This window comes from Collinsella sp. (assembly GCF_052346665.1).
Lineage (GTDB): Bacteria > Actinomycetota > Coriobacteriia > Coriobacteriales > Coriobacteriaceae > Collinsella.
In genome coordinates, this window is record NZ_DAWDUX010000046.1 from 1 (window position 1) to 17,214 (window position 17,214).

A 17,214-nucleotide genomic window follows, 5' to 3' on the forward strand; every position below is an offset into this window, starting at 1 on the left:
ATCCTCGCGCGTATGGATGCGGCACTGGCAGTGAGCGGCCGTACGTCCGGTGACGCGACCCTCGTGGCGGTGTCGAAGACGGTTGGGGTGGGGGAGGTTCTCGCTGCGATCGACGCCGGGTATCGCGTGTTCGGAGAGAACCGACCGCAGGAACTCAATCGCAAGCTCGAAGGACTCTCGGCTGTTCACGACCTGCCCGACGTGCGCTTCGATATGATCGGGAATCTTCAGACGAATAAGATTAATGCCGTACTTGGGCGTGTCGGCCTCGTCCACTCCATCGGCTCGCTGCACCTCGCATGCGCCGTTGCATCGCGTGTGGAGCGTCGCATGGAGACTGGCGAACTCGACGTACCGCAAGACGTCCTTATCGAGGTGAACGTGAGCGGCGAGGAGACAAAGGGGGGATTTTCTCCTGCGGATCTTCGCCGTGAGTTCAACGAACTGCAGGGTCTTTGTGGAATCCGCATCAAGGGGCTTATGACCATGGCTCCCCGTGGGGATAAAGATACGGCTCGTGCGTGTTTTGCCGGCTTGCGCGACTTGCGTGACGAGCTTTCGCGGGAGAGCGGCCTGCCGCTTTCGGAACTTTCGTGCGGTATGAGCGAGGACTTCGAGGTGGCGCTTGAGGAGGGTTCCACCATCGTTCGACTCGGGCGTGTGGTCTTTGACCCATCCTTTGCAGTAAGATAGGCGGGTACGCCCATACAAGGCGCGAAGAGAGGTAGAGACGTGAGCTTTTTCGATGATATCAAGAGCCGTTTTGGCGCAGGGCGCGGTAGCGCCTCGGAGCCGTACGGCGATGATCAGTATGACGATTACTATGGCGAAGACGGCGATGCCGGTTACGAGGATTACCCGGCGGGATACGGACAGCCCGCACAGGATACCTACCGCGGTTACGAGCCCTCGGATTCCGGGAACGGCATGCTCGGTCAGACGCGCCGTGGCGAGGCGGAGTCCGTTGCCGTGTACACACGTTCCGGCCAGCTGGTCGGCGAGGCGGATCGTCATGCCAGCTCCTATGGCGCCCCCACGGCAACCGGCCGCGATGGTGCCTATCGCCCGGGCGCCTATGATACGCCCTCCAGTTATGCCCAGGCGCAGTCGCAGCGCGCCGCGATGAGCTCCGTGCCGACTCCCGCCGCTCCAACGTCCACCGAAGCCCGTGTAAGCGCCGTGCTCGAAGGCACGCCTCAGCTCCCCGCGTACGCTCTGCGTCCCGAAAGCTACGATGATGTCGAGACCGTCGTTCGCCGCGTCCGCACGCGTCAGCCCGTCGCGCTCGTGTTCGCGGGTGTGCGCACCGAGGTCGCCAAGCGCGTCCTCGACTTCAGCTACGGTTTCGCCTGTGGATCTGGAGCGAGCGTTCGCGAGGTGGGCGACCGTGTATTCATTGTTTTGCCGCAGGGCTGCGAGGTCAAACAGACCGATCTCGCCAACCTCCGCAAAGATGGCTATCTTAAGCAGTAGGAGCCGCCTGACGTGATTTCGATTAACGCCCTTACCATCGCACGACTTGTTCAGACGCTGTTCAACTTCTACAGTTTTTTGGTTTTGGCCTACTGCCTGCTCAGTTGGTTTCCCATTCGTTCCGGTGGTCTCATGGAGGACATCGGTGCGGTTCTGCAGAGCATCGTCGGACCGTATCTGAACCTGTTCCGTAGATTCCTGCCTCCCATGGGGGGAATCGACTGGTCTCCCGTTCTTGCGATACTTGTGTTGAATCTGCTGGAGAACCTCATAATAAGGTTATTATTGTAGCGATTGACGCCGAGCGGAGCGCACCCCCAGTTGGTGCCCCTCGCGTACGAAAGGATTGACTCATGGCAATTACTCCCGCTGACATCCAGGCGCAGACCTTCTCCGAGGCCAAGCGCGGTTACGATCCCGCCGAGGTCGACGTTTTCCTTGAGAGGCTCGCCTCTGAGGTCGACGCCATGCTCAACAAGATCGTTGATCTCAAGACGCGTCTGACGGCAGCTGAGCAGGAGCTCGCGGCCGCCCAGACCCAGGCTCAGGCTGCTCCGGCTCCCGTGGCTGCACCGGCTCCTGCGCCCGTTGCGAATCCCGAGTACACGGCTACGGCAAGCCAGATCTCCGCTGCGCTCATCGCGGCTCAGCAGTCTGCCGACAACATTGTCGCCGACGCTCGCGAGAACGCCGACCGCATTCGCGCCGAAGCCGACGCCAAGGCTCGTGAGGTCATTCGTCAGGCTCTCGCCGAGAAGCAGAATGAGATCAACGAGATCGATCGTCTCAAGGCTTCCCGTGAGGAGTTCAAGGCCGAGTACCTCAAGCTGATCCAGCACTTCATGGATGAGGCTCAAAATGAGTTCCCTGCCGATTTGCTCATGGGCACCCCTACGGGTTCCGAGGCCGTTGTTGCTGAGCCCGTGTCCGTACCGGCCCCTGAGCCGATGCCCGTCGACGACCCGTTCGCACCGCTCCCGAATTTCGGCTCCGACGATCTAGACTAGACATCTGCCTGGGTTGAGACTTGAATTGATTTAAGCGGTCGCTCGGTCTGAGATGCAGTGCGACACTTTGATTTCACCATCGTTGAAAGTGAGCCCGTGCCATATGGCGTGGGCTCGCTGCGTTGTAGAGACATAATTTGAAATATCGAGGCATGTGGACACTGTATGACCGACTTGATATGCAGATGCCCATCTGTTGAATCGTGCACTGCTCAAAGTTCAGCTTTTTCGTATTGAATTATAAAAAGTCGATGTATAGTGGGTTTTCATCCAGCCATTTGCTGGTGTTTTAACGAATGTTCGTCGTCTTCTACTTGTTACTTTCGAAAACTAATACGAAAAAGCTCAAGTTTCTGCGGCAACGCGCTAGCGCGCGGAAACTTGAGCTTCAGATCTCTTAATCCTGCTCGGCATGTGTCGAGCACTCGTTCGTTTAGCTGTTCTTCATCACGATGGACTCGACGGTGTCGGCGACGAACTCGCAGGAGTCGGCACAGTACTCGAGGAACGTATAGACATCGCGCCAGGAGATGACGGTCAGCGGGTCAAGGTCCGCGGTGTGCAAGCCGCGCATCGCAGCGATGTAGATGTCGTCGCACTCGCTTTCGATGGTATTTACCGTTACCACGTGCTCGCGCAGGCTCTTGGAGCGCTTGAACTGCGGAAGTTCGAGTACCAGGTCGTGCATCTGCTCAGTTGCGCGCATGACCTTGGCGGACATCTCGAGCGCGGCGGGGTAGATCTCCTGAACGCTAGTGAAGTAGATGCGGTGCAGGACACCCTCGATGCGGTCGATGACGACGTCGATGCTGTTGCTCAGGGTGGCGATATCCTCGCGCTCGATGGGGGTGATGAAGGCGGTGATCAGCGCGTCGTTGACCGTATGGACGATCTCGTCGGCCTCCTGCTCGATCTCGTGCATCTCGGCGACGGCCTCCTCGATGGTGGCGGGATCGAAATGACGCATGATCTCGTCGAGCTTTTGGGCTGCCTTGCATGCGAGCTCCGCGGCGCTGGCGAAGCTGTCAAAGTAGAAGGCGTCGTTTTTCTTGGCCATGATCGGTCCTTTCAGAAGATGGTTCGGTTTGCCCGTTTCGTCTTAGATAAACAACAAGAACAGCTTTGCCATGAGGAAGCTGATGAGGCCGCAACCGGGGAAGGTGAACACCCAGGTGAGCAGCATGTCCTTGACCACGCCGAAGTTGATGGCGGAGATACGCTTAACCGCGCCCACGCCCATGATCGCGGTCGTCTTGACGTGCGTGGTGGAAACCGGGATGCCGGTAAGGGTCGCGAGCAGCAAGCACAGCGAGCTGGAGAGGTCCGCGGAGAAGCCCTGGTACTTCTCGAGCTTGACCATGTCCATGCCCACGGACTTGATGATCTTCTCGCCGCCGACGGACGTGCCCACGCCCATGACGACGGAGCACAGCAGCATGAGCCACACCGGGATGATCATGTTGTCAACCGAGGACTGACCGTTGCAGAAGGCGACGCCGAGGAACAGGACTCCGATGAATTTCTGCCCGTCCTGGGCTCCATGCATGAAGCTCATGCCGGCGGCGCCGGCGATCTGGGCCCAGCGGAAGAACGTGTTGGATTTGCGGCGGTCCGTCGAGGCAAAGAGGAGGGTGACCACCTTGCAGACGACCCAGCCCATGGCAAAGCCGAGGCCGAGGGAGAGGACGAGGCCATAGAGGACCTTGACCCACTCGTTCATGTTGACGCCGTCTGCGCCGCCCAGGGCGATCGCCGCGCCGGTGAGGCCGGCGATGAGGCTGTGGCTCTCGCTGGTGGGGATGCCGAAGATGCTCGCGCCCACGGAGTACACCACGATGGAGAACAGCGCAGCGCACAGCGCTATGAGCGCGATCTGGGTGTTCGCGCCGAAGTCGACCATGTTGGAGATGGTCGAAGCCACGCTCGCGTTGATGTGCGTCATGATGAACACGCCGAGGAAGTTGAAGATGGCGCTCATGATGATTGCGGTCTTGGGCGGTAGGCAGCGCGTCGTGACGCAGGTCGCGATGGCGTTGGGCGCGTCGGTCCAGCCATTTACGAAGATGACGCCCAGCGTGAGCAGGACCGTCATGGCAAGTATTGGATTTGAAAAGACTTGCGCAATGAAATAGGAGAAGGATACGTCCACTGATACCACATTCCCGTTCGGCGCGCGAACGCGCCCGTTTACACAGCCTTGTTATTCTACTCCTTACAAACACATGACACGGAGCTGAAGCACGAACGGTATGTAAGGCTTCTGTAAGGAAAAACCAGCTACAAGGTCTGGTGGGACGGGCCACGCATTTTGAGAGGGGAGTCAGAGGGGGAGTCGGCAAGATGATCCTCAAAGGGGCGAAGGCGGGCCGATAAGCCGGGTTCTGTCGTGGACGATCATTTATCTCGCCTGCACGTCGCCGTGCAGTTCCTCGCACGCTACCCGAGCGCGGGCCGGGCCGGCCCATGGCGCTCCTATTCGCGCTTGCTCCGGAAGGGGCTTGCCAAGCCGCCGTGTTGCCACGACGCTGGTGGTCTCTTACACCACCGTTTCAGCTTTTCTCTCACCCGCATGAATGCGGGCAGCGGGAGTCTTCTTTTCTGCGGCGCTAATCCGTCGGGTCGCCCCGCCTGGCCGTTAACCAGCTTCCTGCCCTATGGAGCCCGGACTTTCCTCACGCCTGCCACGTAGTGACTGGTCGCGCGATCGTCTGGCCCGCTTCGCGAGGAGGTATTGTACCATGAGCTCGAGGAGTTGTTCCCCCTCTCCCGCACTCCCACATCGTCCGTGCTCAAACAATCCCGCGCAAGACGGAGAGCCCACTGGGCTCTCCTTTGCGTGCGGAACTGCGCGTGGAAGATGCGGCCGCGCTGTTCGCCGGTCCAGGGAGCTGTGGTTCAATACGGTGTAATGAAAAAGACGAAAGAAGCCTTTATATATTATTGGGCACGGTTGTGAGGGGTTATGGCGGAGAGTTATTTCACGTTGAGGGCGGGGGCTGAGGTCACCGGGGAGTTCGAGGATCGCAAGAGCAGGTTCATCGCCCAGCTGGTCCATGTCGAGTCGGTTGAGGAGGCGCAGGCGCATCAAGCTGCAGTCCGAGCGCGGCATTATGACGCTCGTCACAACGTCCCCGCATTTATCTTGGTGGATGGAACGGAGCGCGCAAGCGACGATGGGGAGCCGCAGCGGACAAGTGGCATGCCCACGCTCGAGGTGCTGCGCGGCGCGGGGCTCAAGGACGTTTGCTGCGTGACCACGCGCTACTTTGGCGGTACGCTGCTGGGGCCGGGCGGTCTGGTGCGCGCCTATACGGCTGCTGCGCAGGCGGCGGTCGAGGCCGCCCGCCAGGCGGGCGATATTGTAGAGATGACGAGTGTGGTGGCGGTCGACATTACTGTTGCATATCCCCAATACGAGCAAGTTGTGCGCAAGATTGCCGATACGCGCGGCAAGGTCACCGCGACTGACTACACCGACGAGGTCGTTATCCACGCCGTGTATCGGGAAGGCGAGGAGCTCGCGCTTGCGCCGAAGCTCACCGAGCTCATGGCTGGGCGCGAGCGCATCGAGATAGGAAGCCCCCATTTCGACGAGTTTTAAGTTCTGCCCTGGATTCCCATCTGGGGTAACCGCGTAACTGGCTAAAAACTACCGATTTGTATCGAGAGGCGCGGTGAAACCGCCCGGTTCGTCTCGAAATGCCGCTTCAGGCAAGCCTCGTTGTGTTGCGTATGGGCCTTTCAGTCGTTTTGCGCCCATGCAACCTGCAGTTTTGTTGCGCTCAATTGTTCTGAACGTAGACGCTTGGCGGATCAAGCGATACAAATCGGTAGTTTTTAGCCAGTTACGCAGACTTTTGCGTTTCGATCGTGCGGATAACAAAGCACGGTCTGAGGCGGTTACCCCTTGATAATGTCCACGAACAGATCAATGGCGTCGTCGATGCAACCGGCGCAAGAGCGCAGCGGACCAGCGTCCCCGCCCACGCCCTTGAGCTCGCGGCAGATGGTCGAGCCGTTCTTTTCCCTAAACGCATCGCAGTACGCGCGAGCGAGACGGTACGTGGCCCCCTTGCTGCCTGGAGCGTCGAAACCTGAGCTCTTTATCTGGCCGAGCGCCATGATGCCGCCCGAGATCGCCCCGCAGGTCTCCGACATGCCGCCCATGCCGGCACCGAACCCCTCGGAGAGGGCGAATGCCGCCTTCTCGTCGATGTCGAGCGCCGGTGCAAAGGCGCAGATCACGGATTGGGCGCAGTTGAAGCCGCGCGCGTGATAGTCCGCGGCGGCCCTCTTCAGCGCCTCACGATCCGTCAAAGTAACCGATTTATTGATTGCCATGGTTCTTCCTTCGCGTTTGCGGTGAACGGTATACCATTTTACCTATCTATGAAACGATGCGGCTGCTCGCCGTGTCGATGCGAGCGAAGGAGAGCCCATGGCCGAGCATATCGGAACGACCTGCGTGCAAGGCGGCTACCGTCCCGGGGACGCTGAGCCCCGCCAAGTGCCGATCTACCAATCCACCACGTGGAAGTACGACACCTCCGAGCATATGGGCCGCCTGTTCGATCTCGAGGAGTCGGGTTACTTCTACACCCGCCTGCAGAACCCAACGAACGACTACGTGGCCGCAAAGATCGCCGAACTCGAGGGCGGTACCGCCGCCATGTTGACGAGCTCCGGCCAGGCGGCGAACTTCTTCGCCGTCTTCAACATCGCCGGCGCGGGAGACCACGTGGTGGCAAGCTCCGCCATCTACGGCGGCACCTACAACCTGCTCGCCCACACCATGCGCCGCATGGGCCTGGAGTGCACCTTCGTGGCGCCTGACGCGAGCGACGAAGAACTCGAGGCGGCGTTCCGACCCAACACCAAGTGCGTGTTCGGCGAGACCATCGCCAACCCTGCACTCGCGGTCCTCGATATCGAACGCTTCGCCGCTGCGGCTCACGCCCACGGCGTGCCGCTGATCGTGGACAACACGTTCCCCACGCCGATCAACTGCCGTCCCTTCGAGTGGGGCGCCGACATCGTGACCCACTCCACCACCAAGTACATGGATGGCCACGGCGCCGCAGTGGGCGGCGCCATCGTTGATTCGGGCAACTTCGACTGGATGGCCCATGCCGACAAGTTCCCGGGCCTCACCACCCCCGACGAGACCTACCACGGCGTGACCTACGTCGAGAAATTCGGCCAAGGCGGTGCCTTCATCACCAAGGCAACCGCCCAGCTCATGCGTGACCTCGGATGCATTCAGAGCCCGCAGAACGCCTTCCTGCTCAATCTTGGTCTCGAAAGTCTACATGTGCGCGTGCCGCAGCACTGCAAGAACGGCCAGGCCATGGCGGAATTCCTGTCGAACCATCCCGCCGTGCGCTTCGTGCGTTACCCGGGCCTTCCCGGCGACAAGTGCTACAACCTCGCCCAGAAGTATCTGCCGAACGGCTCCTGCGGCGTCGTGAGCTTCGGCTTCACCGGCGGCCGCGCCGCTGCCGAGCAGTTCATGAAGAGCCTCAAAATCGCCCAGATCGCCACGCATGTGGCCGACGCGCGCACCTGCTGCCTGCATCCGGCGAACGCCACGCACCGCCAGATGAACGACGCCGAGCTCGAGGCGTGCGGCATCGCGCCCGATATGGTGCGTCTGTCTTGCGGCATCGAGTCCACCGAAGACCTGATTGCCGACGTCGAGCAGGCGCTCGCGAGCCTGTAGGGAGGGGTATCCATGGTGGAACACAAAGGGAGCCAGCGGAGCAACCCCCGCAAGCAGGCGCGCGCCGCCGCCGCCGAGCGCCATACCGAGCAGGTGGCCGTGCGCTTCGGCAAGGAAATCGAGCGGAGTTCGGCCGGTGTGCGCCGCGTCGAGGCACCCGTCTCCGTCGAGGTCACCGGATGCGCGCCCGAGGTGCGCGTGGTCGACGCCGACTCCGTCGCCGCGATCCTCGAGAACGGCCGCGGCCGCGCGGAGTACTGCGATCTCGCCGTGCTCGACTTCGCCTCGTTCGTGAACCCGGGTGGTGGCTACATTCGCGGCGCTTGGGCACAGGAGGAGGCGCTCTGCTCTGAGTCTTTCCTCTACAACGTGCTCGAATCCCAGCGTGACTGGTATGGCGAGAATCGTCGTCGCAACATCAATTGCGAGCTGTATCGAAACCGCGGTCTCGTGGTTCCCAAGGTCCGTTTCGCGCGCGATAAGATCCACGCGTACGCCGATGTGCTCGTGATCGCCGCTCCCAATGCCCGCCGCGCGCGCGAGGAGTATGGCGTCAAGGAAGGCGTCCTCGAGCGCGCCATGCGCGAGCGCATCCGCTTTGCGCTTGATGTGGTGGATATGCTTGGGCATAAGAAGGTCGTGCTCGGTGCCTGGGGTTGCGGTGTGTTCGGTTGGGACGCCGATACGGTCGCCGAGCTGTTCCGCGAGGAACTTGCGCGGGGCACGCACGCCATCGAGCTCGCCATCTTCGCCGTTTCGCGCGATCGGTTCAACGAGAACCTCCAGCATTTCGAGCATGTCTTCGCTGCATTTCCCGAGAAGAACGCCGTGAGCTACGCCGAGGCCGCCGCTGAACGCGCCGCTGCGGCGGCAGAGGCGGAGGCTCAAGAGGAAGACGAAGGGGAGGACGACTGGCGCAAATACCTGTAGTTCGCTTCGGCGGCACAACCGTTTCCATCACGATGCCCTGGGAGGCAGTATGTCCTACTCCGAATTGACGCGCGCCCGCTACTCTTGCCGCTCCTATGAGGACCGTGCGGTCGAGCCCGAAAAGCTTTCCGCGATTCTCGAGGCGGGGCGTATCGCGCCGTCCGCCTGCAACAAGCATCCCACGCGCGTGCTCGTCTGCGATACCCCGCGCTTGCGTGAGAAGGCTGGGATTGCGGCAAAGCACTTCGCCAAAGACGGTAGCGTCTTCGGCGCACCGCTCGTGCTCGTGGTGTGCGAAAAGGTCGACATCGCCTGGGTGCGCAAGTATGACCAGATGGATTCGGGCGATATCGACTCGAGCATCGTTGTTGACCAGATGATGATGCAGGCAGAGGATCTCGGTCTGTCCACCTGCTGGGTGTGTCACTTCGATCCGCGCGTCGCCATCGACGAGTTCGGCCTTCCTTCGGATCTGTATCCGGTGCACATGCTCACTATTGGGTATGCCGCAGACCAGATTGCCGACGCTGAGGCGCGTGAGGCGCGCACCATTCCCATGAGCGAGTTTCGTTTCCTTCCGCTGGAAGTGTAACCGCGCCGTGCATCTGCTCGTGCTGGACTCCTCCCGCATGCGGGGGAGGCTGTTGTGCTTGGATGGGTGGCGCGTTTGCGCCCCGATCGGATGCGTTGCACAGGGCGGATCTCGCCGCTGGCGGATGGCTGGATATCCCTTGTGCCGCGTGGGGTACAAGAAGGTCGATGCGTGCACATCGCAGTCCACATCGATCGCACAGGAGCTCCCAACATGAAGACAACCACCTTGAACTATGCCAGCCGCGATGGGGAATCAACCATCTGCGCGCTCGTTTGGGAGCCAGACGAGGTCGCCTCGGGCGGAGAGGCTCCGCGCGGCCTCATCCAGCTCGTTCATGGCATGTCCGAGCACGTCGAGCGGTATGCGGGGTTCGCCTCGTTTCTGTGCGAGCAGGGTTTCGTCGTGTGCGCCAACGACCATATAGGACATGGCAAGACCGTTTCCAGCGCCGAAGATCTGGGCCACATGCCGCTTGAGGCGGGGGAGGATGTGCTCATAGCCGACGTCCAGACCTTGCGCGAGACCGTCCTCGCTCGCTTGTCGGTCCAATGCGATATGCGTGTGAGTGGCATTCCCTACGTGATCTTCGGCCACTCCATGGGAAGCTTCGTCACACGCGTGTTCCTCACCCGCCATGCCTTTGGCGTTCGGGCCGCGGTGCTGTGCGGAACGGGACATCAGGCGCGCGCTCTGTCGAGCGCCGGCAGGGCACTCACGCGGTCGCTTGCGAAAAAGCACGGGGAGCGATATGTGAGCTCCTTTGTCGATGGGCTGGGCGCGGGCGCGTATGGCAAGGCGATCAAGGGCGCCAAGACCGACGTCGACTGGCTGGCGACCGACCCCGAGGTCGTCGCGGAGTATCAGCGCGACCCCCTGTGCGGGCAACCGTTCACGGTCGGTGCCTATCACACGCTCACGAGCCTCGTGTCCGATGCGACCGATCCCCGTTTGGCGCGAAAACTACCGCATGCCCTGCCGTTGATGTTCATCTCGGGCGACGAAGATCCGGTTGGCGCGTGTGGGGCGGGCGTGCATCGCGCCGTGGAGATGTATCGCCGTGCGGGCATCGAGCGCGTGAGCGAGAAGCTGTATCCCGGCATGCGTCACGAGATACTGAATGAGCCCATCAAAGACGAGGTCCACCGCGATATCCTGACATGGCTGGAACGCCAGGGACTGTAGCCCTGCCTTCGTGGTATCCTGCTGTGAAATCTGCAGACCATAGGAGGGTATTCATGAGGGAGCTCGAGGAGCGCATTGTACGCGACGGCATCGTCAAGGCCGGCAATGTCCTTAAGGTCGACGCGTTTTTGAACCATCAATGCGACGTTGAGCTCTTCGACCACATGGGTGCCGAGTGGGCGCGCCTGTTCGAGGGTGCTGGCATCAACAAGATTCTCACCATCGAGGCAAGCGGCATCGGTATCGCATGCTGCGCATCGCGACACTTTGGCAATGTGCCGGTGGTGTTCGCCAAGAAGGCGCAGTCCATCAACTTGGACGGCGAGCAGTATTCCACCACCATTTACTCGTTCACCAAGCAAAAGGAGTATCCGGTCATCGTGGGTCGCCGCTTTTTGGAGAGCGGGGATCGCGTGCTTATCATCGACGACTTTTTGGCGAACGGCTGCGCGCTCGAGGGGCTCATCTCCATCTGCGAGAGCGCCGGAGCCGAGGTCGCGGGCATCGGCATCGCCATCGAGAAGGGCTATCAGGGTGGTGGTGACAAGCTGCGCGCCCGCGGGTATCGCGTGGAGAGCCTCGCCCGCATTGCCGGCATGGACGACGAGACGGGCGAGATCGTCTTTGCGTAAGGCTCCCCGCCATCGATCCGCGCTAGAGACGCGAGAGTGAACTTTCGAAGCGCGATTTGCTCATAATTACCTTATTGACGCCCCGAGAGTGAACTTTCGGGGCGTTTTGGCGCCTCGGCTGTTGCGATGGGTTCCGCATGGCCGATATCGAGCGGCTGCAACACGTTGAGTGCGCCGGGCACGACCTCGATGCGCATGCTCTTGGCGCGGATTTGCTCGCCGTCGAGCTGGATGGGGTAGTCGCCTGCGGAAAATGTAAGGTCGACCTTTTTGATGCGTTCGATATGCACGTGTTTGCTTCCAACGTGGCGGCCGTTCTTGGCAGAAAGGAAGACTGGCAGCGCCACGGCGCGCGGCACGGGGCCGGAGGCGTAACATACATCGATCAATCCGTCGGAGATGCTGGCGCGCGGGCAGATGTTGAATCCCGATCCGTAGGTCGGCCCGTTTTGGATCGCGAATACGATGGTGCGCAAGTGCCGAGTCTCACCATCGTCAAATCGAACGCGAACGGGATAGTCGCGATAGCTCCGCCCGAACGCTTTGAGTCCGCTCGCCATATAAAGCGGTGCTCCCGTGAGCCCCGTGCGCTTTCGCATGGTGTGCGTGTCGATGGCAATGGCGGCATCGAGCCCAAATGAGGCAGTCTGGACGGCGTACTCCACAACCCTGCGGGGTGCCCCTGAGCCGCTCGTCTCGTAGGTGATGCGCATGATGTCGCAGACGGTGGGTTCGCTGGTGAGCAGGGCGGAGAAATCGGTGCCGGAGACATCGGTGATGTCGGTCAGCCCGAGGGTGCGCGCAAAGTCGTTCCCCGACCCGACCGGCACGACCCCGAGCATGGGCCGCTGCGCCGCCGGGATCTGCATAAGGCCGTTGGCTACCTCGTGCACCGCACCGTCGCCGCCGAGTGCGAGCACGGTGTCGAATTCTGACGCCACGGCCGCAAGCTCCGTCGCATGTCGGGGGCGTTCGGTTTGGGCGATGTCGAATGCCTCGCGGTGGCAGTACATCGTGAGGAAGCGCTTGAGGCGCTCTGCAGCCCCTGCTGCCGCACCACTTTGCGCAACGGGGTTGACGATGATGAGCGCATGTCCAAGTGACTCGAGCCGGGCGTTCCTCATTCGTCGATCATCTCCTCGAGCTCCTGGCGATGGCGTTCGTAAGCGCCTTCTACGGTGAGGGCCGTATCCTCCTTGAGCGATCGCCTCTTGGGGGTGACGATGCGCTGTGCGGGGTACACGGCGTGGTGTCCGGCGATGAGATAGCTCATAAAGCCCACGATGACGAAGTACGCACCCGCGCTCGCTCCGAACATGTCGATACCGAGCATGATGGTGGTGATGGGAACGTTGAGCGCCGCGCCGAAAACCCCCACCATGCCCAATGCGGCCATAAGGCTGGGATCTCCGAGCGTGACCGATCCGATCCAGCCGCCGAGGGAAGCGCCGATGCCGAACAGGGGCGTCACCTCGCCGCCTTGAAATCCCGCCCCCACGGTGAGTGCGGTCATGACGAGTTTCAAGACCGGGTCTAAGAGGGTGGTCTTGCCCTCGAATGCCGCGGGGACCATCCATTCGGAGAGGCCGCCATAGCGATGCAGGCCAAGGCCGAGGAAAAGGAGGACGAGGAGGATGCCGCTTGCTCCTGCGGCTGCGAGGTAATTCACGAAGAAGCGAGCGTAGAGGCGCTTGACCGTGCGGATGCAGAACGTGAAGAGGCGGGCGGCGAGGCCAAACGCGACGGCGGCGCCGATGACGACGGCCAAGACGCTTGGATCCATCGGTGGGACGCGCGAGATCGTTTGGAAGGCGAAAGGGCTGCCAAGGGCTCGGCTCACGGCATTCCCGATGAATGACCCGGTGAGGCAGTAGAGGGCGGCGCTGTAGTCGAGTTTGCCCACAAAGCACATCTCCATGCCGAAGAAGGCTCCGGCGAGCGGCGTGCCGAACGCCGCCCCGAATGCAGCGGAGATACCCGCCATCATGAGATCGCGCCGGTCGTGGCCCTCCACGCGGAACACCGTGGCGACGTTGCTCGCGATGGTGCCGCCCATCTGCACTGCCGCTCCCTCGCGACCGGCAGATCCGCCTGCGAGGTGCGTGGCGGTTGAGCAGGCGAAGGTGAGCAGCGCCATGCGGCCGTGGATGGGTGTGCCGGTTATGGTGCTGTCGATGACTAGGTTGTTGCCGCGCTGGGCACGCAATCCGTGGTTGCGGTAGAGCCAGGCGGTGGCGAGGTTGACAAGGGGAAGCAGTCCGAAGAGCCACAGATGGGCTTCGCGTGCGTCCGTGGCGAGTCGTAGCGCGGCGAGGAAAGCCCATCCGGCGACTCCCATGAGTGCGGCGACCAGCGCGCTGAGTACCAGGACGCGAAAGCTCGCCCGCGCGTTTCCCGCGTTGCGCCGAGCATCGAAGGCGAGTTCGCGAGACCCGCGGCGCAGTTCGCCTCGCGCCGCTTTGAGCGCCTGCTTGGGCATGGTCATCCTCCTTGGGTGTTTGGGGTGTAAATGCGTTTCAGTATACGCCGCCATCTTTGGTCGCCGATAGGCAAACGACCGCGCTTGAACTATTCTCTAATGAGAATACAACGGGCGGCATCGCATGTGCCCTCGCCGTTGCGGCGGCGCGGCTCAATCGTCTTTCGATTTGCGGCGGGCGTTGCGGCACCCGGGATATGGTGAGGAAGGGACTTTATGGCACAAGACTTCAACCCCGATGCGCACATGCTCACGGTGGAGGAGGCGTTGGACGTCGTCCTGCGCCACGTCGTTCCAACGCCGATAGAGGAGATTGCCTGCTGGAGGGCAGCGGGGCTCCCCTTGGCGCGCGACGTCGCGACCGATATCGACTTAGCGCCCTTCGCCAACAGCGCCATGGACGGATACGCGGTGCACGCTGAGGACCTGCTCGATGCCGACGGGGGGCATCCCGTGGTGCTCAATGTGGTTGGGCATGAGGCCGCGGGCCATGTATTCGAGGGGACCGTCGGCCCTGGGGAGACCGTGCGCATCATGACGGGGGCTCCGGTCCCCGAGGGGCTCGATGCTGTCGTCAAGTACGAGATCGTCGAGGTTCTCGAGGGTGATGGCAACGAGGGTTCGCGCGTGGCATTGAGAAGGCCCGCGTCGATTGGGGAGAATATCCGCGCCGCCGGCCTCGAGGCGCACCGTGGCGAGGTGATCATGCACGCTGGCGAGGTGGTGACGTCCGCAGGTGCGGGTCTGCTTGCCAACGCCGGCGCCGCCGTCGTGCCGGTGCACCGCGCGCCTCGCGTCGGCATCATCTCCCTGGGGACGGAATTGGTCGATGCCTCGGTAGCGCCCGCGCGCGGCCAGATCCGCGACGTCAACGCTCCCGCGCTCATGGCGTCTGCGATTGCCGCGGGCGCGGAGCCGGTGTTTTACGGCATCGCCCCTGACGACGAAGAGCGCATCTGCGAGCTCGTGCGGCGTGCGGTTGACGAGTGCGACCTCGTGGTGACATCCGGAGGCGCGTCCGCGGGTGACTACGATTACGTGACAGCGCTCGTCGCCCGCGAGGGCACGGTCCTGTTCGACCGCATTTCCATGCGTCCGGGCAAGGCGGTAACCTTTGGTCTCGTCAATGACGTGCCGTTTGTCGGCCTATCGGGCAATCCTGCCGGCGCGTTTATCGGCTTCGAGCTGTTCGTTCGCCCCGCCATCCGCAAGATGCGCGGCCACTCCGATCTGCAAAGGCCCGTGCAGAAGGCGCGCGTCCAGCGCGATGTGAAGAAGCGCCAAGACCGTCGCTTCTACAATCGCGCGCGCGTTGAGCGCGATCCGGCGGGTGAGCTCGTCGCCACCGAGGCGGCGACGCAGAACTCCGCCATGCTCGTCGACCTTCATCGGGGCAATTGCCTGCTCGTGGTGCCCGATGGCCTGCGGGGCATCACCGCAGGTGATGAGGGTGAGGTAATTCGTTACGACCTGCCCGAGGGCACCGTTCTGTAAGCCACCAACCAGTTCATTCAGACTATTTGGAGGAGCCCCATGGATATCAAATTCGCGATCATCACGTGCTCCGATACGCGCGACGTCACCGAGGACGAGGCGGGGGCGGCGCTCGAGTCCCTGATCAGGGAGGCGGGATGGTCGGTATGCGCACACGACGTGGTACACGATGACATGAGGGAGATCTCCGTCGCCATACGCACCGCGACCGACGACCTGGCGGCAGACATCGTGCTCACCTGTGGCGGCACGGGTCTTTCCCCGCGTGACGTGACCCCCGAGGCCACCGCTGCGGTGTGCGAGCGCGACGTCCCGGGCATCGCCGAGGCCATCCGTTCGTATTCGCTCGCAAAGACCCGCCGCGCAATGCTCTCCCGCGCGTGCTGTATGCAGCGCGCGGTTCGCGGCGAGGACGGTCTGCCCATGGGAAAACTCGCGCTGGTGATTAACTTTCCCGGGTCGACAAAGGCGGCACGTGAATGCTGGGAGGCCATTGCCGACCAGCTCGAGCATGCCATGCAGATGTCTCGCGGCGGGGGTCATTAACATTATTCTCAACTGAGTATTATTCTCAAGCAAATATAATATGAATAATGTGGACGGGCGTACGTACGGGCTCATCCACCTATCCATATCAGGGGGAAAGGACAGTGCATGAAGAAGATCAAGGATGGCTCCCGTAGCCGCGCGTTCGCTGGATCGCGGCTTTGGTCTCGCCGCTTTATCGTGGCGTGGGGCATGACGGTTCTGATTGCCGGCTCCCTTGCGGGCTGCGGCGGTGATACACCGGCAACGAATTCGGGCTCAAACGACCAGGACTCCATGGAAGCAGTCGAACTCCAGGTTTTCGCCGCCAATTCGCTTGAGAAGGCAATGCCCGAGGTGCAAGAGCTGTACACCGAGAAGACGGGCGTCACGTTCGCCGATACGCAGTTCAAGGCATCCGGCGATCTCATAGAGCAAATGCGTGCGGGCGCGCAGGTCGATGCTCTCATCACGGCTTCAACCGGCACCATGGATGACGCCGTTGAGGCGGGCCTGGTCGACGACGACACGCGCTTCGACATGTTCGTGAATGACCTCGTGATCGCCAAGGCCGAAGGCTCTGACGTCGAGATCGACTCTCTTGAGGATCTCGCGAACATCGACGGCAAGGTGGCTATCGGAGACGCCGTCACGGTTCCTGCGGGCAAGTACGCAAACCAGGCGCTGTTTACCATTGGCCTGTACACAGGGGCTGCCGGTGACGACGGTGAGTACGCGCCGGAGTTCGCCGATCGCGTGGCGTTGGCCGACAAGGTGGGCACAGCCGCCAAGTACGTTTCGACCGGTGATGCGGTCATCGGCTTCGTCTATAGCTCTGATATCTTCCGGTACGATGGCATTGAGCAGGCCTTTGTGTGTCCAGAGGATTCGCATAGGCCCATCGTGTACCCTGGCGCCGTCTCCTTGACAAGCGAGCATGCCAAGGCTGCCGCGGACTTCCTCGACTTTTGCATGAACGACGCCGGCGCCCAGAAGATCTGGGCAAAGTACGGCTTCGAGCTTGCCGAATAGCTGCTTCGCCTGAATGTTCTGGCATACTGGGACGAACGCGAATGCTGGGACGAACGCGACGGCGCATGAAAAGGGAAGGGGCGGCCATCGCGGTGAACTGCCTCCCATTTCTTGGACTGGAAAATAAAGTCCTCGAGATGGGAGGT

The 17,214-nt window shown here is 61.8% G+C and carries 18 protein-coding genes and 1 other RNA gene; 13 read left to right on the plus strand and 6 right to left on the minus strand.

What is annotated here, in order from left to right; all coding sequences use genetic code 11:
* The 4 genes from ACT8II_RS08140 to ACT8II_RS08155 all read left to right on the plus strand — a co-directional run.
* On the plus strand, positions 1–693 hold a 693-nt coding region (locus ACT8II_RS08140), incomplete at its 5' end, for a YggS family pyridoxal phosphate-dependent enzyme (RefSeq protein WP_443813722.1).
* 39 nt (positions 694–732) lie between these two features.
* The gene (locus ACT8II_RS08145) at positions 733–1,473 is read left to right on the plus strand and encodes a cell division protein SepF (RefSeq protein WP_443813724.1); all 741 of its coding nucleotides are present in this window, start codon (positions 733–735) and stop codon (positions 1,471–1,473) included.
* 12 nt (positions 1,474–1,485) lie between these two features.
* A complete protein-coding gene (locus tag ACT8II_RS08150; RefSeq protein ID WP_302741518.1) occupies positions 1,486–1,764 on the plus strand; it encodes a YggT family protein in 279 nt (92 codons plus the stop codon).
* Between the two features lie 62 nt (positions 1,765–1,826).
* Positions 1,827–2,480 (plus strand): DivIVA domain-containing protein, encoded by a 654-nt coding sequence (locus ACT8II_RS08155; RefSeq protein WP_118654147.1) that lies wholly within the window; start codon positions 1,827–1,829, stop codon positions 2,478–2,480.
* A gap of 433 nt (positions 2,481–2,913) precedes the next feature.
* Here the strand turns inward: ACT8II_RS08155 and ACT8II_RS08160 are convergent, their stop codons facing one another.
* From ACT8II_RS08160 to rnpB, 3 genes are all read right to left on the minus strand, one after another.
* Complete coding sequence (locus tag ACT8II_RS08160; protein ID WP_443813727.1) at positions 2,914–3,537, minus strand: DUF47 domain-containing protein; 624 nt, start codon at positions 3,535–3,537, stop codon at positions 2,914–2,916.
* Positions 3,538–3,579: 42 nt separating this feature from the next.
* On the minus strand, positions 3,580–4,629 hold the full coding sequence (locus tag ACT8II_RS08165) for an inorganic phosphate transporter (RefSeq protein ID WP_294121823.1): 1,050 nt from the start codon (positions 4,627–4,629) through the stop codon (positions 3,580–3,582).
* A 204-nt stretch (positions 4,630–4,833) separates the two neighbouring features.
* An RNA gene (rnpB, locus tag ACT8II_RS08170) (RNase P RNA component class A) lies at positions 4,834–5,200 on the minus strand.
* A gap of 242 nt (positions 5,201–5,442) precedes the next feature.
* On the opposite strand from rnpB, the gene ACT8II_RS08175 reads away from it, so the two are divergent.
* Positions 5,443–6,081 carry an IMPACT family protein gene (locus ACT8II_RS08175; RefSeq protein ID WP_302743108.1) on the plus strand — a complete coding sequence of 213 codons (639 nt, stop codon included), beginning with the start codon at positions 5,443–5,445 and terminating at the stop codon, positions 6,079–6,081.
* Positions 6,082–6,380: 299 nt separating this feature from the next.
* On the opposite strand, the gene ACT8II_RS08180 is transcribed toward ACT8II_RS08175, so the two are convergent.
* On the minus strand, positions 6,381–6,821 hold the full coding sequence (locus ACT8II_RS08180) for a C-GCAxxG-C-C family protein (protein WP_118654143.1): 441 nt from the start codon (positions 6,819–6,821) through the stop codon (positions 6,381–6,383).
* Between the two features lie 97 nt (positions 6,822–6,918).
* Between ACT8II_RS08180 and ACT8II_RS08185 the strand changes: the two genes are divergently transcribed.
* From ACT8II_RS08185 to ACT8II_RS08205, 5 genes are all read left to right on the plus strand, one after another.
* Entirely contained in the window at positions 6,919–8,199 is a 1,281-nt protein-coding gene (locus ACT8II_RS08185; RefSeq protein ID WP_118654142.1) for an O-acetylhomoserine aminocarboxypropyltransferase/cysteine synthase family protein, read from the plus strand.
* A 12-nt stretch (positions 8,200–8,211) separates the two neighbouring features.
* Positions 8,212–9,129 carry a TIGR02452 family protein gene (locus tag ACT8II_RS08190; protein WP_443813731.1) on the plus strand — a complete coding sequence of 306 codons (918 nt, stop codon included), beginning with the start codon at positions 8,212–8,214 and terminating at the stop codon, positions 9,127–9,129.
* Between the two features lie 49 nt (positions 9,130–9,178).
* The gene (locus tag ACT8II_RS08195; protein WP_118653746.1) at positions 9,179–9,721 is read left to right on the plus strand and encodes a nitroreductase family protein; all 543 of its coding nucleotides are present in this window, start codon (positions 9,179–9,181) and stop codon (positions 9,719–9,721) included.
* A 213-nt stretch (positions 9,722–9,934) separates the two neighbouring features.
* The gene (locus ACT8II_RS08200) at positions 9,935–10,906 is read left to right on the plus strand and encodes an alpha/beta fold hydrolase (RefSeq protein WP_443813733.1); all 972 of its coding nucleotides are present in this window, start codon (positions 9,935–9,937) and stop codon (positions 10,904–10,906) included.
* A gap of 53 nt (positions 10,907–10,959) precedes the next feature.
* A complete protein-coding gene (locus tag ACT8II_RS08205; protein WP_118653744.1) occupies positions 10,960–11,538 on the plus strand; it encodes a xanthine phosphoribosyltransferase in 579 nt (192 codons plus the stop codon).
* Between the two features lie 71 nt (positions 11,539–11,609).
* Here ACT8II_RS08205 and ACT8II_RS08210 read toward each other — a convergent pair whose 3' ends face one another.
* Positions 11,610–12,662, minus strand: a complete 1,053-nt coding sequence (locus tag ACT8II_RS08210) for a diacylglycerol/lipid kinase family protein (protein WP_443813735.1) — start codon at positions 12,660–12,662, stop codon at positions 11,610–11,612.
* Positions 12,659–14,017, minus strand: coding sequence for a chloride channel protein (locus ACT8II_RS08215; RefSeq protein ID WP_302743103.1), 1,359 nt, complete (start codon positions 14,015–14,017; stop codon positions 12,659–12,661). Before ACT8II_RS08215 ends, ACT8II_RS08210 begins: the two co-directional genes overlap by 4 nt.
* Positions 14,018–14,233: 216 nt before the next feature.
* On the opposite strand from ACT8II_RS08215, the gene ACT8II_RS08220 reads away from it, so the two are divergent.
* From ACT8II_RS08220 to modA, 3 genes are all read left to right on the plus strand, one after another.
* The gene (locus ACT8II_RS08220; RefSeq protein ID WP_407495512.1) at positions 14,234–15,511 is read left to right on the plus strand and encodes a molybdopterin molybdotransferase MoeA; all 1,278 of its coding nucleotides are present in this window, start codon (positions 14,234–14,236) and stop codon (positions 15,509–15,511) included.
* A 39-nt stretch (positions 15,512–15,550) separates the two neighbouring features.
* A complete protein-coding gene (locus ACT8II_RS08225; RefSeq protein ID WP_118653740.1) occupies positions 15,551–16,057 on the plus strand; it encodes a MogA/MoaB family molybdenum cofactor biosynthesis protein in 507 nt (168 codons plus the stop codon).
* A 108-nt stretch (positions 16,058–16,165) separates the two neighbouring features.
* Entirely contained in the window at positions 16,166–17,068 is a 903-nt protein-coding gene (gene modA, locus ACT8II_RS08230; RefSeq protein WP_443813738.1) for a molybdate ABC transporter substrate-binding protein, read from the plus strand.
* Positions 17,069–17,214 lie beyond the last annotated feature (146 nt).

Bases quoted from the DNA above. Each gene is read 5' to 3' on its own strand.
- ACT8II_RS08155 (WP_118654147.1), top strand. From the start codon at position 1,827: ATGGCAATTACTCCCGCTGACATCCAGGCGCAGACCTTCTCCGAGGCC.
- ACT8II_RS08160 (WP_443813727.1), bottom strand. From the start codon at position 3,537: ATGGCCAAGAAAAACGACGCCTTCTACTTTGACAGCTTCGCCAGCGCC.
- ACT8II_RS08175 (WP_302743108.1), top strand. From the start codon at position 5,443: ATGGCGGAGAGTTATTTCACGTTGAGGGCGGGGGCTGAGGTCACCGGG.
- ACT8II_RS08180 (WP_118654143.1), bottom strand. From the start codon at position 6,821: ATGGCAATCAATAAATCGGTTACTTTGACGGATCGTGAGGCGCTGAAG.
- ACT8II_RS08185 (WP_118654142.1), top strand. From the start codon at position 6,919: ATGGCCGAGCATATCGGAACGACCTGCGTGCAAGGCGGCTACCGTCCC.
- ACT8II_RS08190 (WP_443813731.1), top strand. From the start codon at position 8,212: ATGGTGGAACACAAAGGGAGCCAGCGGAGCAACCCCCGCAAGCAGGCG.
- ACT8II_RS08195 (WP_118653746.1), top strand. From the start codon at position 9,179: ATGTCCTACTCCGAATTGACGCGCGCCCGCTACTCTTGCCGCTCCTAT.
- ACT8II_RS08200 (WP_443813733.1), top strand. From the start codon at position 9,935: ATGAAGACAACCACCTTGAACTATGCCAGCCGCGATGGGGAATCAACC.
- ACT8II_RS08205 (WP_118653744.1), top strand. From the start codon at position 10,960: ATGAGGGAGCTCGAGGAGCGCATTGTACGCGACGGCATCGTCAAGGCC.
- ACT8II_RS08210 (WP_443813735.1), bottom strand. From the start codon at position 12,662: ATGAGGAACGCCCGGCTCGAGTCACTTGGACATGCGCTCATCATCGTC.
- ACT8II_RS08215 (WP_302743103.1), bottom strand. From the start codon at position 14,017: ATGCCCAAGCAGGCGCTCAAAGCGGCGCGAGGCGAACTGCGCCGCGGG.
- ACT8II_RS08220 (WP_407495512.1), top strand. From the start codon at position 14,234: ATGGCACAAGACTTCAACCCCGATGCGCACATGCTCACGGTGGAGGAG.
- ACT8II_RS08225 (WP_118653740.1), top strand. From the start codon at position 15,551: ATGGATATCAAATTCGCGATCATCACGTGCTCCGATACGCGCGACGTC.
- modA (WP_443813738.1), top strand. From the start codon at position 16,166: ATGAAGAAGATCAAGGATGGCTCCCGTAGCCGCGCGTTCGCTGGATCG.